Source organism: Marinobacterium sp. xm-d-564 (assembly GCF_013283345.1).
Classification (GTDB): Bacteria; Pseudomonadota; Gammaproteobacteria; order Pseudomonadales; family Balneatricaceae; genus Marinobacterium_E.
In genome coordinates this window covers 1-19,831 of the sequence record NZ_WBYO01000007.1, presented here as the reverse complement: position 1 = coordinate 19,831, position 19,831 = coordinate 1, and the positions used below count along the sequence as shown (strand labels likewise).

Genomic DNA, 19,831 nt, shown 5'->3' with positions numbered 1-19,831 from the left:
GGGCCGATTAAGTCCGTTTGATGTACTTAGGTAGGGAGTCGCGCGTCACCGCTGATTGAATATTGCTGATCAAATCTTCTTTCAGATAGGGCTTACCGATAACAGAGTCGAAGCCCGCTGCAAGATATTGTTCGATATCCTCTTTCATAACATTGGCAGTACATGCGATTACGGGTTTGTCGTAGTTCGCGGCCTTCAAAGCACTCAAGGCCCCCAGACCATCCATCACCGGCATCTGGATATCCATAAACACCAGATCGAACTCTTCATTTAACGCTTTCTCTACCCCGATCTCACCGTTTATAGCTTCAATAATCTCAAACGGATAGGTTTTGAGAAGGGCGTTAAAAATAAGGCGGTTAGTCGTCACATCTTCAACTAAGAGAATACGTGCCGGTTTTATTTCGGTGATAGTCTCACCCTGCTCCTGGTCGGCTGTAGGTTGCTGAGTGGCAGGTAGTGTGAGCTTCACAGTGAATCGTGTTCCCTCGCCAAGTGTCGAATCGACCTTTATGGTGCCATCCATCAACTCAACAAGTCGTTTAGTGATTGCCAAACCGAGCCCCGTGCCTCCTCGTTCAGTCGTACGACTCGCCTCGGCCTGCTCGAATGCCTCAAACACTGTTTCGAGCTTGTCAGCAGGAATGCCTACCCCGGTATCTTCGATTACGATGATAACTTCACTGTTTTGGTTACCAATGTCTACCGACAGAGAGACTGTGCCCTTATCAGTGAATTTAACCGCGTTGGATAAAATGTTTCGCAATATCTGGCTAAAGCGGGTCGTATCGATTAAACGGTTCCCCTCGCGCGCATGTGCGGAGCAGTGAGTCTCTAACTTGATGCCCTTATTATGAGCCTGAGCAGCCTGTTCGGACGATACCATACCTACCGTGTCGCACAGACGAGCGGGCTCCGGATAGAGGCTCACCTTGCCTTCGTTGATTTTAGAGATATCCAGAATATCGTTAACAATCCCCAGCACCGAGTGATAGCTCTGCATTGCAACATTGGTGTAACGAACCACAGTCTCTCGGTCTTCAGGGTGCGCCCCGACCACCTGAAGTGAGCCAAATATCCCATTGAGCGGTGTGCGAATTTCATGTGACATATTTGCCAGGAATTCACTCTTAGCCCTGTTGGCAGAATCTGCTTTTAACCTTTCTCTAGCAAGCTCAACGACATGTTCCTCGACATCCTGCCTCAGCTTGACTTCAACACTCGCCTTATTTTCGAGGAAATATTCTTTCTCCTTCAGTTCAGATACAAATCTGAATGACATGTAGCCAATACCGACAACAACGGTTGATAGCGTGATGAGATTACCAATTTTTCCCTCTAACCCTCTGTCACCAATACTGATTCCAAAAAGGTCATAATCAGATCCAAGCGTTAGACTGACCGACAAGAGGACCAATCCATTTAAGAAGATAATTTGAAGCCTGTTTTTCGATATGTCGAGCAGATAAAACGAGAGCACGACGATCAATATCAACAGGTTTGTGAGGTTAACAGCAGGGTCAACATAATTAGCGGCAATTGTGACGGCAAGCGATAACGTGCTCAGATTCAATGTTGTGGCGAGAACACCCTTATCTTTTGTGTAGAGAATAAAGGATGTCGCGTATCCAATTATTGGCCAAGCTGCCATATATAACCCGTAGGTTAGATCAAACAACCATGCATAAATAAAATAGACGATACAGGAGAAGATCAATATAACCGACAGGGCTGCTCCCTGACGATTAGTGGCTCTCTTTTTCTCGATATTTTGCAAATTCAACGACCTATCTAAACTCTTTAAGGGTTCTAAAATAGTGACAACCTCTCTTGTAACTATAGACCCAAAAGTGACAAACAGGAATTATTCTTAGAGTGATGATGCGTTGAAATGCCTGCTTTGGGTCGAATGCTGCCTTTAAAGAGACTTTTAGAATGAGAATAAAACCCCCTGTAGGCATAAAAAAACCGCACTAATAAGTGCGGTTTAATTTACCGTAGCTCTGATATCAAGCTAGGCCTTCGAATACTCGATCACGGATCTGGTCAACGCTACCCACGCCCTCTACGTATACGTATTTTGGCGCAGTTGCAGCATCTTCATCAGCCCAACCACGGTAATAACCGATTAGAGGTTTAGTCTGATCATGGTAAACGTTTAGGCGAGCGCGAACTGTCTCTTCTTGGTCATCTTCACGCTGTACAAGGTCTTCACCTGTTACGTCATCTTTACCCTCTGTTTTAGGTGGGTTAAATACGACGTGATAAGTACGACCTGAACCAGGGTGTACACGACGACCCGACATACGCTTGATGATCTCTTCATCTGCGACGTCAATTTCAACGACTGCATCTAGAGCAACGCCAGCTTCTTTCAGAGCATCTGCTTGAGGAATAGTGCGCGGGAAGCCGTCGAATAGGAAACCGTTAGCACAATCTGATTCTGCAATGCGCTCTTTAACTAGGCCGATGATGATGTCGTCTGATACCAGACCACCTGCGTCCATAACCTTCTTGGCTTCAACACCTAGAGGCGTACCCGCTTTTACGGCTGCACGTAGCATGTCCCCAGTAGAGATCTGTGGGATACCGTATTTCTCAGTGATGTACTGAGCCTGAGTACCCTTACCGGCACCTGGTGCACCGAGAAGTATCATTCGCATTAATTTTCTCCTTAAAAAAATACGCTGCGCCTGGGCGCAGCATTAAAATTCTTACCGCTGACATTAATTTAGGTGTGGCTATTACACAATTCGACCATAGCCGTGCGGTGTCACCTTTAGCACTTTATAAAGCTGTTTAAAGTGCGCTCAAGGGAATCACTTATCCCGAGCAAGCCACGCATATTAGCATGGCTGTATAGAGCTTGAGAACTGAATCACTATTAGGCTTTAAGCGAATAGTGCCAAAGACTCTATCAAACCTATTTTTTAGATTTCTCGATCTTTTTGGCTTCATCCCACCAAGCGTCTAGCTCTTCAAGCGTAAACTCTCTCCAATCCTTACCACTGGCTAGCACCCTATCCTCGACATGGTTGAAGCGACGTTCAAATTTAAGGTTGGTATTACGAACAGCCTGCTCGGGATCGACTGATAATTTTCGTGCAAGGTTGGCGTTAACAAATAGTAGGTCGCCTAACTCTTCGCGAACCGCATCCAAATCACCTTGCTGCATCGCTTCGCGGAGCTCTTGGATCTCCTCTTCAATCTTATCCAGCACGCCGGTAGCATCATCCCAATCAAACCCTACCTTAGAGGCACGCTTGGTTAGCTTTACGGCACGACTCATAGCCGGCAGTGTCGTTGGTACCTCATCTAAAACACGGGCGCGATCTTTGCTTTCGCGCTCCTGCTCTTTGATCCGCTCCCACTGTGCATTCACAGTTTGCTGATCTATTTCGATCGACTCTGCACTGTCACGTAACTGACCTGTTGGAAAGACGTGAGGGTGGCGACGCAGCAGCTTACTGCAGAGTTGATCAACCACTTCATGAAGATCAAATAGGGATTGTTCTTTACCCAGTTGCGAATAGAAGATGACCTGAAACAGTAGATCGCCCAACTCATCTTTTAGATGAGGCCAATCCTGTCGTTCGATGGTATCAGCGACTTCATAAGCCTCTTCGAGGGTATGAGGCACGATTGAAGCAAAGGTCTGCTCCAGATCCCATGGACAACCGGCTTTTGGGTCACGCAAACGCTCCATCAGGTAGATGAGGTCATCCAGGGTATAGCGATCACTCATTAATGAACCCCTGAGCGTTCACGGCGAACGTCACTGACATTCGGAATTTGATTGATCTTATCCATCACCTTGCCAAGCTTATCGAGTCGACCGATCTCTAGGGTCAGCGCCAAATTCGCTTCGTTGCTACTCTTATCCGTCAGTGTGTTAGCCGACAATATATTGATTCGCTCGTTCGCTAAGATGGTCATAACATCGCGCAACAGTCCTGATCGGTCAAAGGCCTCTATGACAATATCGACTGGGTAGGTGGCTTCAGCCTCCTCTTCCCAAGCCACTTGAACAATTTTACTGGGCTCCACCTCGCGCAGGTGTTGTAGCTCTTTACAATCTTCACGGTGGATCGAGACGCCGCGGCCCTGTGTCACGAATCCAGCAATGGCATCGCCGTGAATCGGCTTACAACAACTAGCAAATTGAGTCATCAAGCTGCCGACGCCAACAACATGGACACCAGAGTCACTCGACCTACTCTGTTTTGGTGACGAAGCAGGAACATCCAGATCCAATTGTGATTCACGTTCGGCCTGCTCTTCACGCGCTTGTGCAGCTGAGATCACTTGCGAGATTCTTAGATCGCCAGCACCGAGTGCCGCAAACATGTTCTCATTGGAAAGGAACTTAAGACGTTGTGCGATATCCGATAGGTCTACCTCAGTGGCGTCTAATGCCAATCGCTTAAACTCACGCTGAATCATCTCTTTACCCGCATCCACATTTTGATCACGAGCCTGAGTCTTAAACCAATGAGCAATCTTAGCTCTACCCTTAGAGGTTTTTACATAACCTAGGTTGGTGTTGAGCCAATCACGACTTGGGCGCTCTTCTGGGCCTGTCATGATCTCAACTTGATCACCAGTCTGCAGCGCGCGGTTGAGCGGAACAATACGACCCGAGACACGTGCACCTCGACAGCGGTGACCGATTTCCGTGTGCACACGGTAAGCAAAATCAACTGGGGTAGCGCCAGCAGGAAGATCAATGACGTGCCCTTCTGGCGTGAATACATAGACACGATCCTGGGTCACATCGGAGTGGAGAATATCACCCAATGATTCAGTATCGCCCAGTTCGTCATGCCACTCGAGAACCTGGCGTAACCAAGAGATCTTCTCTTCATAGCCATCGGCGCGACTCGCTGTATCTGTCCCTTTGTAGAGGTGGTGAGCACAGACACCTAGCTCAGCCTCTTCATGCATGTCAAAGGTGCGAATCTGAATCTCTACTGCCTGTGATTCAGGACCGAATACCGCGGTATGCAGTGAACGATAACCGTTGGGTTTTGGTGATGCGATGTAGTCATCAAATTCGTGCGGGATATTTCGCCATGCGCCATGAACTATGCCCAGCACGGTGTAACAATCACGAATTTCTGGCACCAATATACGCAGGGCACGGACATCGTAAACCTGATTGAATTCGATATTCTTACGCTGCATCTTTCGCCAGATACTGTAGATGTGTTTAGCGCGGCCAGAAACCTGACCATCAATACCTACCTCTACAAGTTTCTCTTCGAGCAGCTTAATGACACTGTCGATGTACTCTTGACGCGCAAGACGCTTTTCAGCAAGTAGCTTTGCTATGTGTTTGTAATCATTAGGTTTTAGATATCGAAATGAGAGATCTTCTAATTCCCATTTGATGTGGCCGATACCCAACCGATGCGCTAATGGGGCGTAAATATCGAACACTTCACGTGCAACGATGTAACGTTTACGTCGATCCGCATCTTTTACTGCACGAATCGCGCAGGTCCGCTCAGCCAGTTTGATGAGTGCAACGCGAACATCGTCCACCATGGCGACCAGCATCTTACGAACGTTGTCGACCTGACTGCCGCCAGTGCCTAACACGCCCTCTTCATCACGTGGATTTTTGCGACTGCCAATTGCAGCCATCTGCAAGACACCGCGCAGAAGACGAGCGATTTCAGCACCGAATTTAGCTTTAACCCGGTCGATTGATAGTCGCTCTTCTCGCACTGCACGGTAAAGCACACCGGCTACCAGAGCCTCTTCTGTCTGCTGCAGGTCAACGAGGATCTGGACCATCTCCAGACCAGTAAGATAGGCGTTTTGCCCCAGTGACCAGACATCATGAGTTGAGCTCTCTTCATTCAAGGAGGCTTCAACTAATTCGCATGCCTGACGGAAACGCGCTTCATCTTCGAATGTATAACGGTTAGATAGAATCTCTAACCAACGATCCAGATCAACGGATCCATCTTCACGGACCGGTTGATCGTCACGAACCTTAACCAATGTAGGCTACTCCTGTATTGCGAGTAGCGAGCTGATACCCTAGCTCAAACTCATAAAAACGGCGTCAATATTAGAACGACGGGGCTTAACCTATGATGACTTAGAGAAGACACCTGTCGAAAGATAACGATCGCCTCTATCACAAATAATGGCGACGATTACTGCATTTTCAACCTCTTGAGCCAATCTTAGCGCGCCAGCAACGGAACCACCTGACGAAACACCACAGAAAATACCCTCTTCGGTCGCTAAACGACGCATCATGACTTCAGCATCCGCCTGATCAACATCCAATACACGATCGACACGACTCTCTTCGAATATCGTTGGTAGATACTCTTTTGGCCAACGACGTATGCCAGGGATTTGAGACCCTTCAGAGGGTTGAAGACCAACAATTTGAACGCTTGGATTCTGCTCTTTAAGGTAGCGCGAGGTCCCCATGATGGTACCTGTAGTTCCCATAGAGCTGACAAAGTGTGTGATAGTTCCTGAGGTTTGTTGCCAGATTTCAGGCCCTGTTGTGCGGTAGTGCGCTTCAGGATTATCGAAGTTACCAAACTGATTTAGAACCTTTCCCTCGCCGCGCGCTTGCATGGCTTCGGCCAAGTCACGAGCACCTTCCATGCCCTCCTCTTTGGTCACCTCAATCAACTCTGCACCATAGGCACTCATAGCCGATTTTCGCTCTTCGCTCATGTTATTAGGCATGATCAGTTTAAGCGTATACCCCTTGATTGCTGCGGCCATGGCTAACGCGATACCGGTATTTCCAGAAGTCGCCTCGATCAATGTATCACCCGGTGCGATCTCGCCACGCTCTTCAGCGAGAGTGATCATGCTCAATGCCGGACGATCCTTAACGGAGCCCGCAGGATTATTACCCTCTAATTTACAGAGAATGGTGTTGTTATTTGGCGCTTCGATACGTTGCAGTCTGACCAGCGGTGTATTGCCGACCAGTTCAGCGATAGTAGGGTATTGAGTTGAGCTCATCTCTAATCCGTTATAAGAATTAATTTTATTATTCGATTATATCAGGGGAATTCCACCATCGAAATGGTGAATTAAGCCTGAGCGATCACTTGAGCAACCACATAGTGCTGCTCATCACTGTAGCTTAAAAACCACCGGGTAATGCCAAGCACCTCGGCGTGTTCTAGAGCTTTGTCAGTCACCAACAGATCAGGGCGACCTGCACTGTTCTTAACCACCTCGAGGTGCTGCCAGCTAACGCCTTTAGCGATACCTGTACCCAAGGCTTTAACGGCCGCTTCCTTCGCTGCAAAGCGTTTAGCTAAAAAACGCGCGGGTTGGCTAGATTGGTTGAACGCTTCCAACTCAGTGGGGGTCAATATTCTCTCAGCAAAACCGGGAGTTCGCTCAAGTGCGCGCTCCACTCTAGAGATTTCAAGAATATCGACACCGGTTCCAACAAGCATTTAACTGGCCATCGCTCTGGCATTAAGCATCAGATCACGCATTTCACGAACCGCTTGATCCAAGCCGACAAAGAGTGAACGGGCAATGATCGCATGACCAATGTTTAGCTCATTGAACTCTGGAATTTCAGCAATCGGCTCTACGTTATGGTAGTGCAGACCATGACCAGCGTTGACCACCAGACCTATTGAGTGAGCATAGGTTGCTGCCTCTTTAAGTCGTTCAAGCTCGTCTAACTGCTCTTGGCCTTCTGCCTCAGCGTAAGCACCAGTATGCAGTTCAATCACTGGAGCTCCCACACGTTTAGCCGCATCAATTTGTGCCTGATCAGGATCGATAAAGAGTGAGACTTCGACTCCGGCTCTCGCCAAGCGCTGACACGCCGACTGAATGTGAATTTCATGACCAAGTACATCCAGACCGCCTTCAGTCGTTAACTCTTCGCGTTTCTCTGGCACTAAACAGGCGTGTGCAGGTTTGATCTCTTCAGCAAAACTGACCATCTCATCAGTAACCGCCATCTCAAAATTCATACGAGTCTGAAGCGTTTGCGCCAATAGACGAATGTCACGATCTTGAATGTGGCGACGGTCCTCACGAAGGTGCACCGTAATACCATCGGCGCCAGCGTGCTCAGCAATAGACGCTGCATAGACAGGGTCTGGGTATTGAGTACCACGAGCTTGACGAAGAGTCGCGATGTGATCGATGTTCACACCTAATAAAATACGATTTGGCTGGATCACTCACTCTCTCCTTTTCTCTCTTTAGATCTCGGTTGAAACAACTCTCTTGATCGCAACGGCTTGTCACCTAACTGCTCTTTTAAGAGCTCTCTCATTAAATACTTTGCCGCTTTCTTAACGCTGGGATCAGTATACTCACCTTGTTCAATGGAACGAAGCTGATCACCTGTGAAATGCGCCGAGGCAACCTCATCTACCGCACTTATCCCCTGCACAACATCATAACGGTAGTACGGCTGATGACAGCCTGACAGATCGCTCCAACTCCCTAACTCCTTCAGTAGCGCCTGCTCAAATAGCCGTAAACTCACCTCGTGATCTTGAGATTGAAGCAGATCATTAAGCAGCACTTTGTAATTGAGGAATAACTTAGGTGTCGCCTCTAAGGGTTGAAGCAAACGCTCCAGTAGTTCATTGGCGTACAAGCCACACATTAACGCTTTGCCAGTCAAAGTGGGGAGTAGTTCTGCCAATTCGGCTTGATGAAGCGTTTTAAGCTCTGACTGGCCTGCAAATCGAACGGCCAATACTGTAAAGGGTTGAAGCGTATGGCGTAACTTTGAGCCTGGCCTGCGCACACCTCGAGCAACTACTGATACTTTGCCATACTCGAGTGTAAATAGATCGACAAGTGCACTGGTTTCACGATAGGGACGCGAGTGAAGAACAAACGCTGCGACCTGTTCAGTGCGACTGTTCATTTAGTCGTGATGATATCCAAGGCTTGCTAGGGCACGTTCGTTGTCTGCCCAGCCGCGTTTCACTTTAACCCAAAGGTTCAGCATGACCTTGGCATCAAACATGCGTTCCATATCGATGCGAGCGTCACGACCGATCACTTTAATTCGCTCACCCTTATCACCGATAACAATACGTTTTTGCCCCTCTCGCTCAACAAGAATCAGTGCACTGATGGTCAACAGACCACGTTCATCTTGAGTAAACTCTTCGATCTCAACCGTGGTTCCGTAAGGGACTTCATCCCCTAGATTACGCATCAGTTTTTCACGCACAAGCTCTGCCGCGACAAAACGGGAGCTACGGTCGGTGATCTGATCTTCAGGGTAGAAGTGCATCCCTTCCGGCATGTAGGATTCAACGGCACGCTCTAGTTGATCGACGTTATGCCCTTTGTGAGCAGAGATAGGCACGATCTGATCAAAATGGCGTTTGCTATTGAGCGTTTCGATCCAAGGGAGAAGCGACTCTTTATCCTTGAGTAGATCCACTTTATTAACCGCCAATATGACTGGGCAACGAAGCTTCTCCAACTTAGAGAGTACGATCTCATCCTCTTCGGTCCAAGCGGTACGATCGACAATAAAGACGACTAGATCGACATGACGCAGCGCCTCAGAGGCGGCTTTGTTCATGTAACGGTTCAGTGCTTTACCTGTAGCGTCGTTGTGTAGCCCGGGTGTATCAACGTAGATAACCTGCAGATCCTCTTCGGTTTTAATACCAAGAATCTGATGACGAGTCGTTTGAGGTTTTTTTGAGGTGATGCTCAGCTTTTGACCAAGGATATGGTTGAGCAGTGTGCTCTTACCCACATTCGGTCGGCCAACAATAGCAACATAGCCACAGCGTGTATTCGCTTCCATGATTACTCCTGCCCTAGTGCAATCAGTGCAGCACGAGCGGCTTCTTGTTCTGCCTGGCGGCGGCTGGATCCAACACCCTTGCAGCTTTGATCCAACAGTTGAACCTGACAAGAGATATAGAAGGTCTGATCATGCGCCTCACCAACGACTTTATCCAGTTGGTAATCAGGTAGCGGCTTACGTCGTGACTGCATAAACTCTTGAAGGCGCGTTTTAGAGTCTTTGACTGACTTTTTAAGATCGATCGCTGCTAAACGCTCTTTGAACAACCCTAAGATGAACTGTTTAGACGTCTCAAAATCACTGTCCAAGTGAATGGAACCAATGATCGCCTCTACCGCATCAGCCAAAATTGAGTCGCGACGGAAACCACCACTCTTTAACTCACCCGAACCAAGGCGAAGATAATCACCCAAACCTAGCTCACGACCGATCTCTGCAAGAGTTTCACCTTTCACCAACTTTGCTCTAAGACGGCTCATTTCACCCTCTTTAGCCTGTTCAAACTGCTCAAACAGCGCATTAGCTATGACAAAGTTTAGGATTGAATCGCCCAAAAATTCCAGGCGTTCATTGTTGCGCTTACCACAGCTTCGGTGCGTTAACGCCAATTCAAGCAGGGATTCATCTTGGTAGGTGTGGCCAAGCTTTCTAGCCAACTCTGAGACAGGTCGTATCAAGGTTTTATCGCTTTAAATTCATCTTTAAAAACAACGACAGCATCAATGTTGCCGTACAGTGGGACGCGCTCTTCATAGTCCAGCGTGAATATCAGTTCACCAGTATCCTGAGTGATCTGCAAAGCGTCACGTCCAGGCAGAGCTACTTGATTAATCGTAAATCGACGCTCGATATCACGACGAATCTCGGCGCGACTTTTTGAGAGTTCAGCCGGGTCAGCAATAATATCTTCAATAATGCTGACCACGGTTGTATGGGTTGAGTAAGGCGCTAGCAGTTTAAACCCAAGGCTAAAGCCAACTGAGCCAACAATAAGCAGTAACAGTATCGATAGTGTACTGATGCCCTTTTGTCGAATGTGCTTATCCATACTCAACCTCAGTATTATTTACTGAATGGATCGGATCGCCGTGAAATCTGGAATGCTCAATAGTTGAGCCCAATGCATCCAAACACTCACCGCTTTACCGACGATCAATTCATCAGGAACAAAACCCCAATAACGGCTGTCATTACTGTTATCGCGGTTATCGCCCATCATAAAGTAGTGACCCTCTGGCACACGCCAGCCACCATTCATTACACGTGCATTTACATCGCGATAGATCTCGTGCGCAACATCGCCTAGCTGCTCTTCAACTTGAAGACGCTTGGGGTTGATCGCTGGTATTTGAGCAATCAACGTTTGATTCTGCGGCTCACCGTTCACAAAGAGCATCTTATCTTTATAAACAATTTCGTCACCCGGAAGACCTATCACACGTTTAATATAGTACACGCTCGGGTTTTGAGGGTATTTAAATACCATAACGTCGCCACGTTGCGGCTCGTTATTGTCGACAAACTTGATGTTTCCAACCGGTGTACGAAGACCGTAGTGGTATTTATTCACCAAAATGAAGTCACCGACTTTCAGCGTTGGCAGCATCGAACCTGAAGGGATTTGAAAGGGTTCGTATAAAAATGAACGAAGAATCAAAACAGCCGCTAATACCGGAAAGATAGAGCTAGAGAGTTCGGCCCAGTAGGGTTTATTAACCTTAGGTTCTTCGAAACCCTCTTCCACCATTTGCGACTCTTTGCGTTTTCTAGAGGGTGCAAAAAAGGCGATATCCAATAACCATAGCAGGCCTGTAACTAATGTAACTACGACCAAAATCAGTGCAAAATCTAAGTTCATATTAGCCTCAGCTGTCTACCTTCAGTACGGCTAGGAATGCATCTTGCGGAATCTCAACTCGACCCACCTGCTTCATGCGCTTCTTACCCTCTTTCTGCTTAGCGAGCAGTTTCTTCTTACGGCTCACGTCACCACCGTAACATTTTGCCAAGACGTTCTTGCGCAGAGCTTTAACCGTTGTACGAGCAATGATCTTACCACCCAGAGCCGCTTGAATAGCGACATCGAACATCTGACGTGGAATAAGGTCTTTCATCTTTTCACAGAGCAGACGGCCACGGTACATTGAGTTATCGCGGTGAAGGATAACAGCCAAAGCATCCACTTTCTCACCGTTAATGAGAATATCCATTCGAACCAGCTTAGCGGCCTCGAAACGGGTGAAGTTGTACTCAAGGGAAGCATATCCACGTGATACCGATTTCAACCGGTCAAAGAAGTCCAATACCACTTCGGCCATCGGCAGTTCATAACTTAACTGAACCTGCTTACCGACAAACTGCATATTCTTCTGAATACCGCGTTTCTCCACACACAAACCAATGACCTGGCCAAGATAATCCTGAGGCACAAGGATATTGGCTGTCACGATCGGCTCACGCATCTCACGAATGCCGCCTGGGTCAGGCAGTTTCGATGGGCTGTCAATGTAGATGATATCGCCGTTGTTCATCTCCACTTCATAGACAACCGTTGGTGCTGTTGTAATCAGATCGAGATCGTATTCGCGCTCAAGGCGTTCTTGGATGATCTCCATATGAAGCATACCCAAGAAACCACAACGGAAACCAAAGCCAAGTGCATCCGATGTTTCAGGCTCGAAGAAGAGAGAAGCATCATTAAGCGTTAGCTTGTCGAGCGCTTCACGGAAGTCTTCATAGTCATCCGAACTGGTTGGGAATAGACCGGCATAAACCTGTGGTTGAACTTTTTGGAAACCTGGCAGTGCATCAACATCAGGTGTTTTTTGATGCGTCAAGGTATCACCCACTGGTGCACCGTGAATATCTTTGATGCCGGCAACAACGAAGCCTACTTCACCCGCTTGTAAGATGTCAGTTTTCACCTGTTTCGGTGTAAAGATACCGACCATCTCAGCCTGATAGTTCATGCCAGTCGATTTAACCATGATGCGATCTTTACGACGCAAGGTTCCTTGAGTCACACGAACCAGTGAGACAACCCCAAGGTAGTTATCAAACCAGGAGTCGATAATTAGAGCTTGAAGTGGTGCTTCACGGTCACCTTGTGGTGGTGGGATTACATCGATCAGCGCCTCTAGAACATCTTCAACGCCCATCCCAGTTTTAGCTGAACAAGGGACCGCAGCTGAAGCGTCGATACCGATCACCTCTTCAATCTCCTGACGAACCACTTCGGGTTCAGCCTGAGGTAGATCCATTTTGTTCAAGACAGGTAGAACCTCAAGGCCCTGCTCTATCGCGGTGTAACAGTTGGCAACCGACTGCGCTTCAACACCTTGCGCGGCATCGACAACAAGAAGCGCGCCTTCACATGCATAGAGTGAGCGTGAAACTTCATAAGAGAAGTCGACGTGTCCCGGCGTATCGATGAAGTTCAACTGGTAAGTTTCACCGTTGCGCGCTTTATAGTCCAAGGTAACACTTTGAGCTTTGATGGTGATGCCACGTTCGCGCTCGATATCCATTGAATCGAGGACCTGTTCAGCCATTTCACGATCAGACAGACCGCCACAAATTTGAATAATGCGATCGGCTAACGTCGACTTACCGTGGTCGATGTGTGCAATGATACTGAAGTTACGAATGTGATCTAGTTCACTCACTCTGTGTAAAACCTATACTCTTGGAACGACAAAGAAAATTTAGCGCACAATTCTACTCGAATTCATGCCCTATAGATAGAAAACAGGGGCCATTAAGGCCCCTGCAGAGGATCTTTTCAACGATCCACTAGGTTCACTCGAGACGCATTGCCAAAAAGACTGGATTACCGCCACGAATCACTCGAAGTGGCACCGCTTTGTCATCTGGCAAGTCGGCCACGATATCGCTCAGTTGCTCCACTGAACTGATTGACTGACCGGCTAGCATAGTGATCACATCACCCTGACGTACCCCGGCATTGGCCGCTGGGCCCTGTCCAACTGATTCAACATAGACGCCTGCATCAACGCCGGTACGCTCTTTGATTTCAGACGTCATATCTTGAACCACCAAGCCCAGAGACTTTCTCTCTTTAGGCTCAGGTTGTGCTCGGTTAGCGGCTAACTCTTCATTTGAGGGAAGCTCACCAATCGTCACTTTCAAGTTGACTGATCTACCTGAACGGAACACCTCGACATCCGCTGTTTCGCCCGGTGCAATACGACCAACCTGAGCAGGTAGCTCGGCTGACAAACCGATCTCACGGCCATTAAATTTAACGATGACATCACCCGCTTCAAACCCTGCCTCTTCTGCAGGACTATCACTTAACACCTGTGCAACCAGCGCACCTGATGGTTTATCTAAGCCGAATGATTCAGCAAGGTCACGTGTAACCTCTTGAATAATCACACCCAACCAACCTCGAGAGACGCTACCCTTCTCTTTAAGCTGATTGGCAACCTCCATAGCCACATCGATGGGAATGGAGAAAGAGACCCCCATGAAGCCACCTGAGCGGGTATATATCTGCGAGTTGATACCGACCACTTCGCCATCTAGATTGAATAGCGGGCCTCCGGAGTTGCCTGGGTTGATCGCCACATCGGTTTGAATAAAAGGAACATAAGAGTCACCTGGAAGGGCTCTCTCCTTAGCGCTGACAATACCGGCAGTGACGGTTGAGTCAAAACCAAAAGGACTGCCAATAGCCAGTACCCACTCACCCACTTCAAGCTCAGAAGAGCTACCGATCTCCAGTGCCGGTAGATCTTTAGCATCGACCTTGAGTAGCGCCACATCTGAACGTTGATCAGAACCAATAATCTCTGCCTCAATTTCGCGTCGATCATTCAGTCTAACCAGAACTTTCTCAGCTTTATCGATCACATGGTGATTGGTCAAAATGTAGCCATCATCCGAAATAATAAAGCCCGAGCCCAGCGATTGTGGATGCATACGAGGCTGCTGCCCAGGTGGCTGCTGAAAACCCCTGAAGAAGTCGCGGAAGATCTCTGGCACTTCCTGGTCGTTGAAGTTGTGGGGCATAGCCGAACGAGAACTCTGTTTCTGTTCTTGAATCGTGCTTATATTGACGACCGATGGCGACAGCGTTTTCACTAAATCCGTGAAATCGGGTAACTGCTTGGCCATCGCCAAGGATGAAATAGCGATACCCGCTACGAAGGTAATTGATCGAAGAAAGGTCATATTTACTCCTTAGGTAAAAACCTTAGCGAAGCAAACGTGGCTGATACTGCCCTGATGCTACGCCTCTTAAACCCATATTACGGCCAATGAACAAGCCGACTATGAATCCAAGGATAGCGCCAACTATCTGAAAAAATTCTGAAAAGTTTAAAAATCTCGCCAAAATTGGCAGAAGGATCATACCGACCAGCGGTATAAGGTAGACGGTAACAGAGGCACCTACCAAGGCACCCTCTTCCAATCCAACCCAAACCTCTTGGCCTGGCGATACAATAAGTCGACTGGGGTTATCGATTAGAACTTCAACGCGTTTGGTTGGGAACCAATCGCTGAGGCGTTTCTGGCCACAAGTCGATGAGCTTGCACAGGATGCACAAGCACTTTGGCGACTCACCTCTACCCAAACCTGATCGGCCTCAGAACGGAGAACCGTCGCACGCTCTTCGATCATGAATTAATTGCTAGCGACCACCACGCTTGCAGCCACTTTATCAGCATCCGTCAGTGACAAATCACCCACTACCGAGACAAAACGATCATCAACTAAACGACCGACAGCCACCAAACCTTGTGCGCTTAAGGCGCCTTCCGATGCAGAGACTGCTTCAGCCGGTTTAATCACCACACTTAGCACCTGATCACCCTTTTTGTAGAGCTTAGATTGACTGTTACCAGTCACTCGTTCTGATACTTCAGCAAAACCATCGGGTAGCCAGTTAACCTGCCAGTCAGTCCCAGTGCTGTTTAACAGTGCAATATGCTCATCGATCTGACCGCGAAGACCTTCAGATAGACGAATCACTTCGAGAGTTGGTTTACTCTCTTGCACCGCTTCAACGCCTGAAGCAAGGGATGTGCGCATAAGATCTGAAGAACCTTGATTACGCTCTAGGTAGCCACTGGATGCCAATGCGCTCGGCTCACCCAGCTGAGCGCTGTTCAAACCAATCATGACAGCTAGGGTAAGGGATGCAGCAATAGCCATACTACCTACCGCACTCCAACTAGAGGTTTTTGTCTCTTCAACCTGAGTTGATTGCTCTTCTGAAATAGAGGCCATGACTTGAGAGGAGATATCAACAGTAGAGTTGATGCTCTGTTCACGCATCAAGGTTCGAGCGAGGTGGTAACGACGCCATACTTGAGCGTCTTCACTGTTCTCGTCGTAATGTTTAAGAGCACGACGCAACTCAAATTCAGTTGCCTCCGAGTCCATCAATGCAGAAAGACTTTCTCTATTGCTCGACATATTTGATCCTCATTTGCTCTAGTTAGAGAGCATTGGTTTCAACTCATTATCAATCGCTTCACGAGCTCGATGGATCCTTGATCTGACGGTGCCAATTGGACACCCCATTACTTCGGAGATCTCATCGTAGCTCATCCCTTCAAGCTCTCTAAGTGTTAACGCCACTCGAAGCTCTTCAGGAAGTTGCTCGAGCGTTCGGGTCATCACCTCGAACATCTCATCTCGATGCAAACTATTTTCTGGTGTTTCAAGATCTCTAAGCTCTGTGTCGCTCTCTAGATTTTGAAAATCTAAATCTCTATCAGGCGGTCTTTTACTTCTTGCGACTAAATAGTTCTTCGCAGTGTTAATGGCTATACGATACAGCCAAGTGTAAAAGGCACTTTCACCTCTAAAGTTCTTAAGAGCCTTATAAGCCTTAATGAACGTCTCTTGTGCAACATCCAACGACTCTGATTGATCGTGAATGTAACGCCCTACCAGTGCAATAATCTTATGCTGATAACGCTTCACAAGCAGATCAAACGCACGCTGATCACCTGCCTGTACACGCTCAACAAGCATCTGATCGGTTATCTTGTGGTTGGTATCGTTCACTCTCTATCCTAGTCAATGCCAAAGGGCTTCGGAGGATGACAGTATGATTGTTACACCAACCTAATATCAAGCCGATCAATCTCTTACACAGACTAAGATTCAAAAAATGTCGAAAAGTTCCCCAATTATTGAAGTTTTTTTACAAACCCCTTACCAAGAGCTAAACACACTCGCATAATAGAGCTCTTTTTTACGGTCTCAATAAGTCAAAACAGATGGCACGATTTGAAGCAGATGTACTGATCATTGGCAGTGGCGCAGCCGGTTTAACAGCCGCACTAAATTTACCGTCTAACCTGAAGGCACACGTCTTGAGCAAGGGTAAATTAGAGTATGGTGCTACCTGGTGGGCACAGGGTGGAATTGCCGGTGTTTTTGATCCAAAAGATCAAACCGAAAACCACATCAACGACACCCTGGTTGCTGGTGCCAACCTTGGACACTTAGACTCTGTTCAACACACCGTAAAAGATGGCCCCAAAGGCATTCAATGGCTAATTGATCAGGGTGTACCTTTCACACGACAGGAAGAGCAGTATCATTTAACACGAGAAGGCGGCCACTCACATCGCCGTGTACTTCACTCGGCCGATGCAACAGGCAAAGCGATTCAACAAACTCTAATCAGCCAAGCAAGGTCGGCCAGCAACATTGAGCTGTTTGAAGATCGAATTGCGATCGACCTGATCACCCGTCGTAAATTAGGCTTAGGTGAAGATGCGTGTGTAGGTGCCTATGTCTACAACCAAGAGACAGAGAGCGTTGATCTGTTTCTTGCTCGAACCGTCATATTAGCAACTGGCGGTGCCTCTAAGGCTTACCTCTATAACACCAACCCGAACGGCGTCGCATCCGGCGATGGTATTGCAATGGCTTGGCGAGCAGGCTGCCGAGTTGCAAACCTAGAGTTTAATCAGTTTCACCCTACCTACCTTTATCACCCTAAGGCACAGAGCTTTTTGGTCACCGAAGCGATCCGTGGCGAAGGCGGTATTCTGAAACTACCTAACGGCACCCGTTTCATGCACCGTTTTGATGAGAGAGCCGAACTGGCACCACGCGATATCGTCGCCCGCGCCATCGACTTTGAGATGAAACGTGTTGGTTGTGAATATGTTCACTTGGATATTTCTCACAAACCCGCAGATTTCATTAAAGAGCACTTCCCAACCATTTATGAGCGCTGTTTAGAACTTGGGATCGACATTACTAAGGAACCGATACCCGTAGTACCAGCTGCACACTACACCTGTGGCGGTGTCATGACCGACATAAATGGCCAGACCGATATCAAAGGACTCTTTGCCATTGGTGAGACCGCGTTTACAGGCCTTCATGGCGCAAACCGATTAGCGTCAAACTCTCTACTTGAGTGTATCGTGTACGGTAAATCCGCGGCTGAACAAGTGGCATCACTGCTACAAGAGAGTGGAGAAGCCTTCCCAGAAGTCCCTAACTGGGATGACTCACAGGTAGTTAACTCAGACGAAGATGTCATAATCTCGCACAACTGGGATGAACTGCGCCGTTTTATGTGGGACTACGTGGGTATTGTACGTACTGATAAACGCCTACAGCGAGCACAGCACCGTATCGATCTATTGAACGATGAGATCAATGAGTACTACAGCAACTATAAAGTGAGTAAGTATCTGATCGAGCTTCGTAATCTAGTGACCGTCTCGGAATTAATTATCCGCTGTGCTATGAAACGCACTGAATCACGTGGCCTTCACTACACGCTCGACTACCCAGAACAGTCACCTGATCTTTATGACACCGTTCTGGTGCCGGAAAACTACTTCTGGGGCGTTAACGCTTAGCAGCAATAGGCGCGTATTGAGAAATAACCGATAAGCGCCGCCACCCACTCTCTGGTAATTGGTCAAACCAGACACAAATCCAAACGGGTAATGCACGCTCTAATGGTTGTACTTTAATAAAGAGAACAAACCTTAAGTTTATAATTTGAACAGGTGGAGCTGTCACTAACATCTTCTCATCTATAAACAGGCAAAACCTATCTTTATCGGCATTCCAAACAAACCCGGTAAAGCGCTCAAATGGAGCCAAAGCACGATAGACCCATAGTGAGAAGGTAAGTAACAGAAGATACACCGCAGTCGATGCACCGGTGAGTAAAGGTGTTAAACCGACTAAAACAAAAAAGCCAAACGTAAACAGACGTTTGGCTTTAGATTCAATAAGATCAAACCTTACTGGCGCGAACACAATCCAACACCACAGTGACCGCCCTCTCCATATCTGGGTCAGCCGGCTTTTCACGCTGCATGAACCAGAGAAAAAGCTCCTGATCCTCACAATCAAGAAGCTTCACAAAGCGATCTTGATCCTCAACTGATTGGTCCCGAAAATGATTCTCCATGAACGGAACAAACAGCAGATCCAGTTCCCACATACCACGACGAGACTGCCAAGTAAGACGACGAATGTCTTCTTCAGAATACACGCTATACCACTCCAAAACGCGTTGATTAGATGAGAGTAAATATAGCATTAAATGGGCATGGTAGGGGGAGAAAGTTGAGACGTTGGAGCGGTCTTGCAAAGGCTGCGAAGGTTGGGAGCGTGATTGGAGAGCAGGTGACAGGCTAAAGCCTGTCACTGGTGTGCTTAACTCGCTACGAAGCTACGGTGACTGGCCTTCAGCCTGTCATCCGCTATTGACGTTGGCAGAGATCTTTTTTAAAACCGTTGGAGCGGTCTTGCAAAGGCCGCGATGGATTTGGCAGAGATCCTTTACGAAGCTCTCAATGACCTACAATAGGTGCCGAGCGTTGCTCGTCATCGCTTCGCGACGCTTGCAGCGCCTCAACCCCGCCCCGTTGGGGCATGGGTTGTCACATGGGCATTCGCTCAGAAGTCTCCTTGCGACCAAAAAACAAAAAACCCCAGGACCTTTCGGTACTGGGGTTCTTTGTTTATTAGGTGCCTGGCAATGACCTACTCTCACATGGGGAAAC

General features: G+C 47.8%; 20 protein-coding genes. 1 reads left to right on the top strand and 19 read right to left on the bottom strand.

The window, feature by feature from the left end:
- Positions 1 to 7: 7 nt before the first annotated feature.
- From XMD564_RS08310 to rpoE, 17 genes are all read right to left on the bottom strand, one after another.
- Complete coding sequence (locus XMD564_RS08310; RefSeq protein WP_173508129.1) at positions 8 to 1,783, bottom strand: ATP-binding protein; 1,776 nt, start codon at positions 1,781 to 1,783, stop codon at positions 8 to 10.
- A 226-nt stretch (positions 1,784 to 2,009) separates the two neighbouring features.
- The gene (gene adk, locus XMD564_RS08305; protein ID WP_173482113.1) at positions 2,010 to 2,663 is read right to left on the bottom strand and encodes an adenylate kinase; all 654 of its coding nucleotides are present in this window, start codon (positions 2,661 to 2,663) and stop codon (positions 2,010 to 2,012) included.
- A 260-nt stretch (positions 2,664 to 2,923) separates the two neighbouring features.
- Entirely contained in the window at positions 2,924 to 3,745 is an 822-nt protein-coding gene (mazG, locus tag XMD564_RS08300; protein ID WP_173482114.1) for a nucleoside triphosphate pyrophosphohydrolase, read from the bottom strand.
- Complete coding sequence (gene relA / locus XMD564_RS08295) at positions 3,745 to 6,009, bottom strand: GTP diphosphokinase (RefSeq protein ID WP_173482115.1); 2,265 nt, start codon at positions 6,007 to 6,009, stop codon at positions 3,745 to 3,747. Before relA ends, mazG begins: the two co-directional genes overlap by 1 nt.
- A gap of 90 nt (positions 6,010 to 6,099) precedes the next feature.
- The gene (gene cysM / locus XMD564_RS08290; RefSeq protein ID WP_173508128.1) at positions 6,100 to 7,005 is read right to left on the bottom strand and encodes a cysteine synthase CysM; all 906 of its coding nucleotides are present in this window, start codon (positions 7,003 to 7,005) and stop codon (positions 6,100 to 6,102) included.
- Positions 7,006 to 7,076: 71 nt separating this feature from the next.
- Positions 7,077 to 7,451, bottom strand: coding sequence for a holo-ACP synthase (gene acpS / locus XMD564_RS08285; RefSeq protein ID WP_173482117.1), 375 nt, complete (start codon positions 7,449 to 7,451; stop codon positions 7,077 to 7,079).
- Positions 7,452 to 8,195, bottom strand: a complete 744-nt coding sequence (pdxJ, locus tag XMD564_RS08280) for a pyridoxine 5'-phosphate synthase (protein WP_371731474.1) — start codon at positions 8,193 to 8,195, stop codon at positions 7,452 to 7,454.
- Positions 8,195 to 8,899 carry a DNA repair protein RecO gene (gene recO / locus XMD564_RS08275; protein ID WP_173484079.1) on the bottom strand — a complete coding sequence of 235 codons (705 nt, stop codon included), beginning with the start codon at positions 8,897 to 8,899 and terminating at the stop codon, positions 8,195 to 8,197. The genes pdxJ and recO overlap by 1 nt, the downstream gene beginning before the upstream one ends.
- Positions 8,900 to 9,802, bottom strand: coding sequence for a GTPase Era (era, locus tag XMD564_RS08270; RefSeq protein ID WP_173482120.1), 903 nt, complete (start codon positions 9,800 to 9,802; stop codon positions 8,900 to 8,902). It lies immediately after the preceding gene.
- A gap of 2 nt (positions 9,803 to 9,804) precedes the next feature.
- Entirely contained in the window at positions 9,805 to 10,482 is a 678-nt protein-coding gene (gene rnc / locus XMD564_RS08265) for a ribonuclease III (RefSeq protein ID WP_173482121.1), read from the bottom strand.
- Complete coding sequence (locus XMD564_RS08260) at positions 10,479 to 10,853, bottom strand: DUF4845 domain-containing protein (protein WP_173482122.1); 375 nt, start codon at positions 10,851 to 10,853, stop codon at positions 10,479 to 10,481. The genes rnc and XMD564_RS08260 overlap by 4 nt, the downstream gene beginning before the upstream one ends.
- A gap of 18 nt (positions 10,854 to 10,871) precedes the next feature.
- Positions 10,872 to 11,663 (bottom strand): signal peptidase I, encoded by a 792-nt coding sequence (lepB, locus tag XMD564_RS08255; RefSeq protein ID WP_173508127.1) that lies wholly within the window; start codon positions 11,661 to 11,663, stop codon positions 10,872 to 10,874.
- Between the two features lie 7 nt (positions 11,664 to 11,670).
- Positions 11,671 to 13,470, bottom strand: coding sequence for a translation elongation factor 4 (gene lepA / locus XMD564_RS08250; protein ID WP_173482124.1), 1,800 nt, complete (start codon positions 13,468 to 13,470; stop codon positions 11,671 to 11,673).
- Between the two features lie 133 nt (positions 13,471 to 13,603).
- The gene (locus XMD564_RS08245) at positions 13,604 to 15,001 is read right to left on the bottom strand and encodes a DegQ family serine endoprotease (RefSeq protein WP_173508126.1); all 1,398 of its coding nucleotides are present in this window, start codon (positions 14,999 to 15,001) and stop codon (positions 13,604 to 13,606) included.
- Positions 15,002 to 15,023: 22 nt separating this feature from the next.
- The gene (locus XMD564_RS08240; RefSeq protein ID WP_173482126.1) at positions 15,024 to 15,452 is read right to left on the bottom strand and encodes a SoxR reducing system RseC family protein; all 429 of its coding nucleotides are present in this window, start codon (positions 15,450 to 15,452) and stop codon (positions 15,024 to 15,026) included.
- Between the two features lie 3 nt (positions 15,453 to 15,455).
- Positions 15,456 to 16,250: a MucB/RseB C-terminal domain-containing protein gene (locus XMD564_RS08235; protein ID WP_173482127.1), complete on the bottom strand. Its 795-nt coding sequence runs from the start codon at positions 16,248 to 16,250 to the stop codon at positions 15,456 to 15,458.
- A gap of 18 nt (positions 16,251 to 16,268) precedes the next feature.
- Positions 16,269 to 16,847 carry an RNA polymerase sigma factor RpoE gene (gene rpoE / locus XMD564_RS08230; RefSeq protein ID WP_371740267.1) on the bottom strand — a complete coding sequence of 193 codons (579 nt, stop codon included), beginning with the start codon at positions 16,845 to 16,847 and terminating at the stop codon, positions 16,269 to 16,271.
- Positions 16,848 to 17,062: 215 nt separating this feature from the next.
- Between rpoE and nadB the strand changes: the two genes are divergently transcribed.
- Positions 17,063 to 18,670, top strand: coding sequence for an L-aspartate oxidase (nadB, locus tag XMD564_RS08225; protein ID WP_173508125.1), 1,608 nt, complete (start codon positions 17,063 to 17,065; stop codon positions 18,668 to 18,670).
- On the opposite strand, the gene XMD564_RS08220 is transcribed toward nadB, so the two are convergent.
- Together XMD564_RS08220 and XMD564_RS08215 are read right to left on the bottom strand one after the other, a co-directional pair.
- On the bottom strand, positions 18,660 to 19,079 hold the full coding sequence (locus XMD564_RS08220) for a hypothetical protein (RefSeq protein ID WP_173482129.1): 420 nt from the start codon (positions 19,077 to 19,079) through the stop codon (positions 18,660 to 18,662). The genes nadB and XMD564_RS08220 overlap by 11 nt on opposite strands.
- Entirely contained in the window at positions 19,057 to 19,317 is a 261-nt protein-coding gene (locus tag XMD564_RS08215; RefSeq protein WP_173482130.1) for a succinate dehydrogenase assembly factor 2, read from the bottom strand. The genes XMD564_RS08220 and XMD564_RS08215 overlap by 23 nt, the downstream gene beginning before the upstream one ends.
- Between the last annotated feature and the right edge of the window lie 514 nt (positions 19,318 to 19,831).

What these genes read in the sequence shown, in the direction of transcription:
- cysM (WP_173508128.1), bottom strand. Translation starts at nt 7,005, where the DNA reads ATGAGCTCAACTCAATACCCTACTATCGCTGAACTGGTCGGCAATACA.
- XMD564_RS08260 (WP_173482122.1), bottom strand. Translation starts at nt 10,853, where the DNA reads ATGGATAAGCACATTCGACAAAAGGGCATCAGTACACTATCGATACTG.
- XMD564_RS08245 (WP_173508126.1), bottom strand. Translation starts at nt 15,001, where the DNA reads ATGACCTTTCTTCGATCAATTACCTTCGTAGCGGGTATCGCTATTTCA.
- acpS (WP_173482117.1), bottom strand. Translation starts at nt 7,451, where the DNA reads ATGCTTGTTGGAACCGGTGTCGATATTCTTGAAATCTCTAGAGTGGAG.
- nadB (WP_173508125.1), top strand. Translation starts at nt 17,063, where the DNA reads ATGGCACGATTTGAAGCAGATGTACTGATCATTGGCAGTGGCGCAGCC.
- recO (WP_173484079.1), bottom strand. Translation starts at nt 8,899, where the DNA reads ATGAACAGTCGCACTGAACAGGTCGCAGCGTTTGTTCTTCACTCGCGT.
- mazG (WP_173482114.1), bottom strand. Translation starts at nt 3,745, where the DNA reads ATGAGTGATCGCTATACCCTGGATGACCTCATCTACCTGATGGAGCGT.
- era (WP_173482120.1), bottom strand. Translation starts at nt 9,802, where the DNA reads ATGGAAGCGAATACACGCTGTGGCTATGTTGCTATTGTTGGCCGACCG.
- adk (WP_173482113.1), bottom strand. Translation starts at nt 2,663, where the DNA reads ATGCGAATGATACTTCTCGGTGCACCAGGTGCCGGTAAGGGTACTCAG.
- XMD564_RS08240 (WP_173482126.1), bottom strand. Translation starts at nt 15,452, where the DNA reads ATGATCGAAGAGCGTGCGACGGTTCTCCGTTCTGAGGCCGATCAGGTT.
- lepB (WP_173508127.1), bottom strand. Translation starts at nt 11,663, where the DNA reads ATGAACTTAGATTTTGCACTGATTTTGGTCGTAGTTACATTAGTTACA.
- XMD564_RS08235 (WP_173482127.1), bottom strand. Translation starts at nt 16,250, where the DNA reads ATGTCGAGCAATAGAGAAAGTCTTTCTGCATTGATGGACTCGGAGGCA.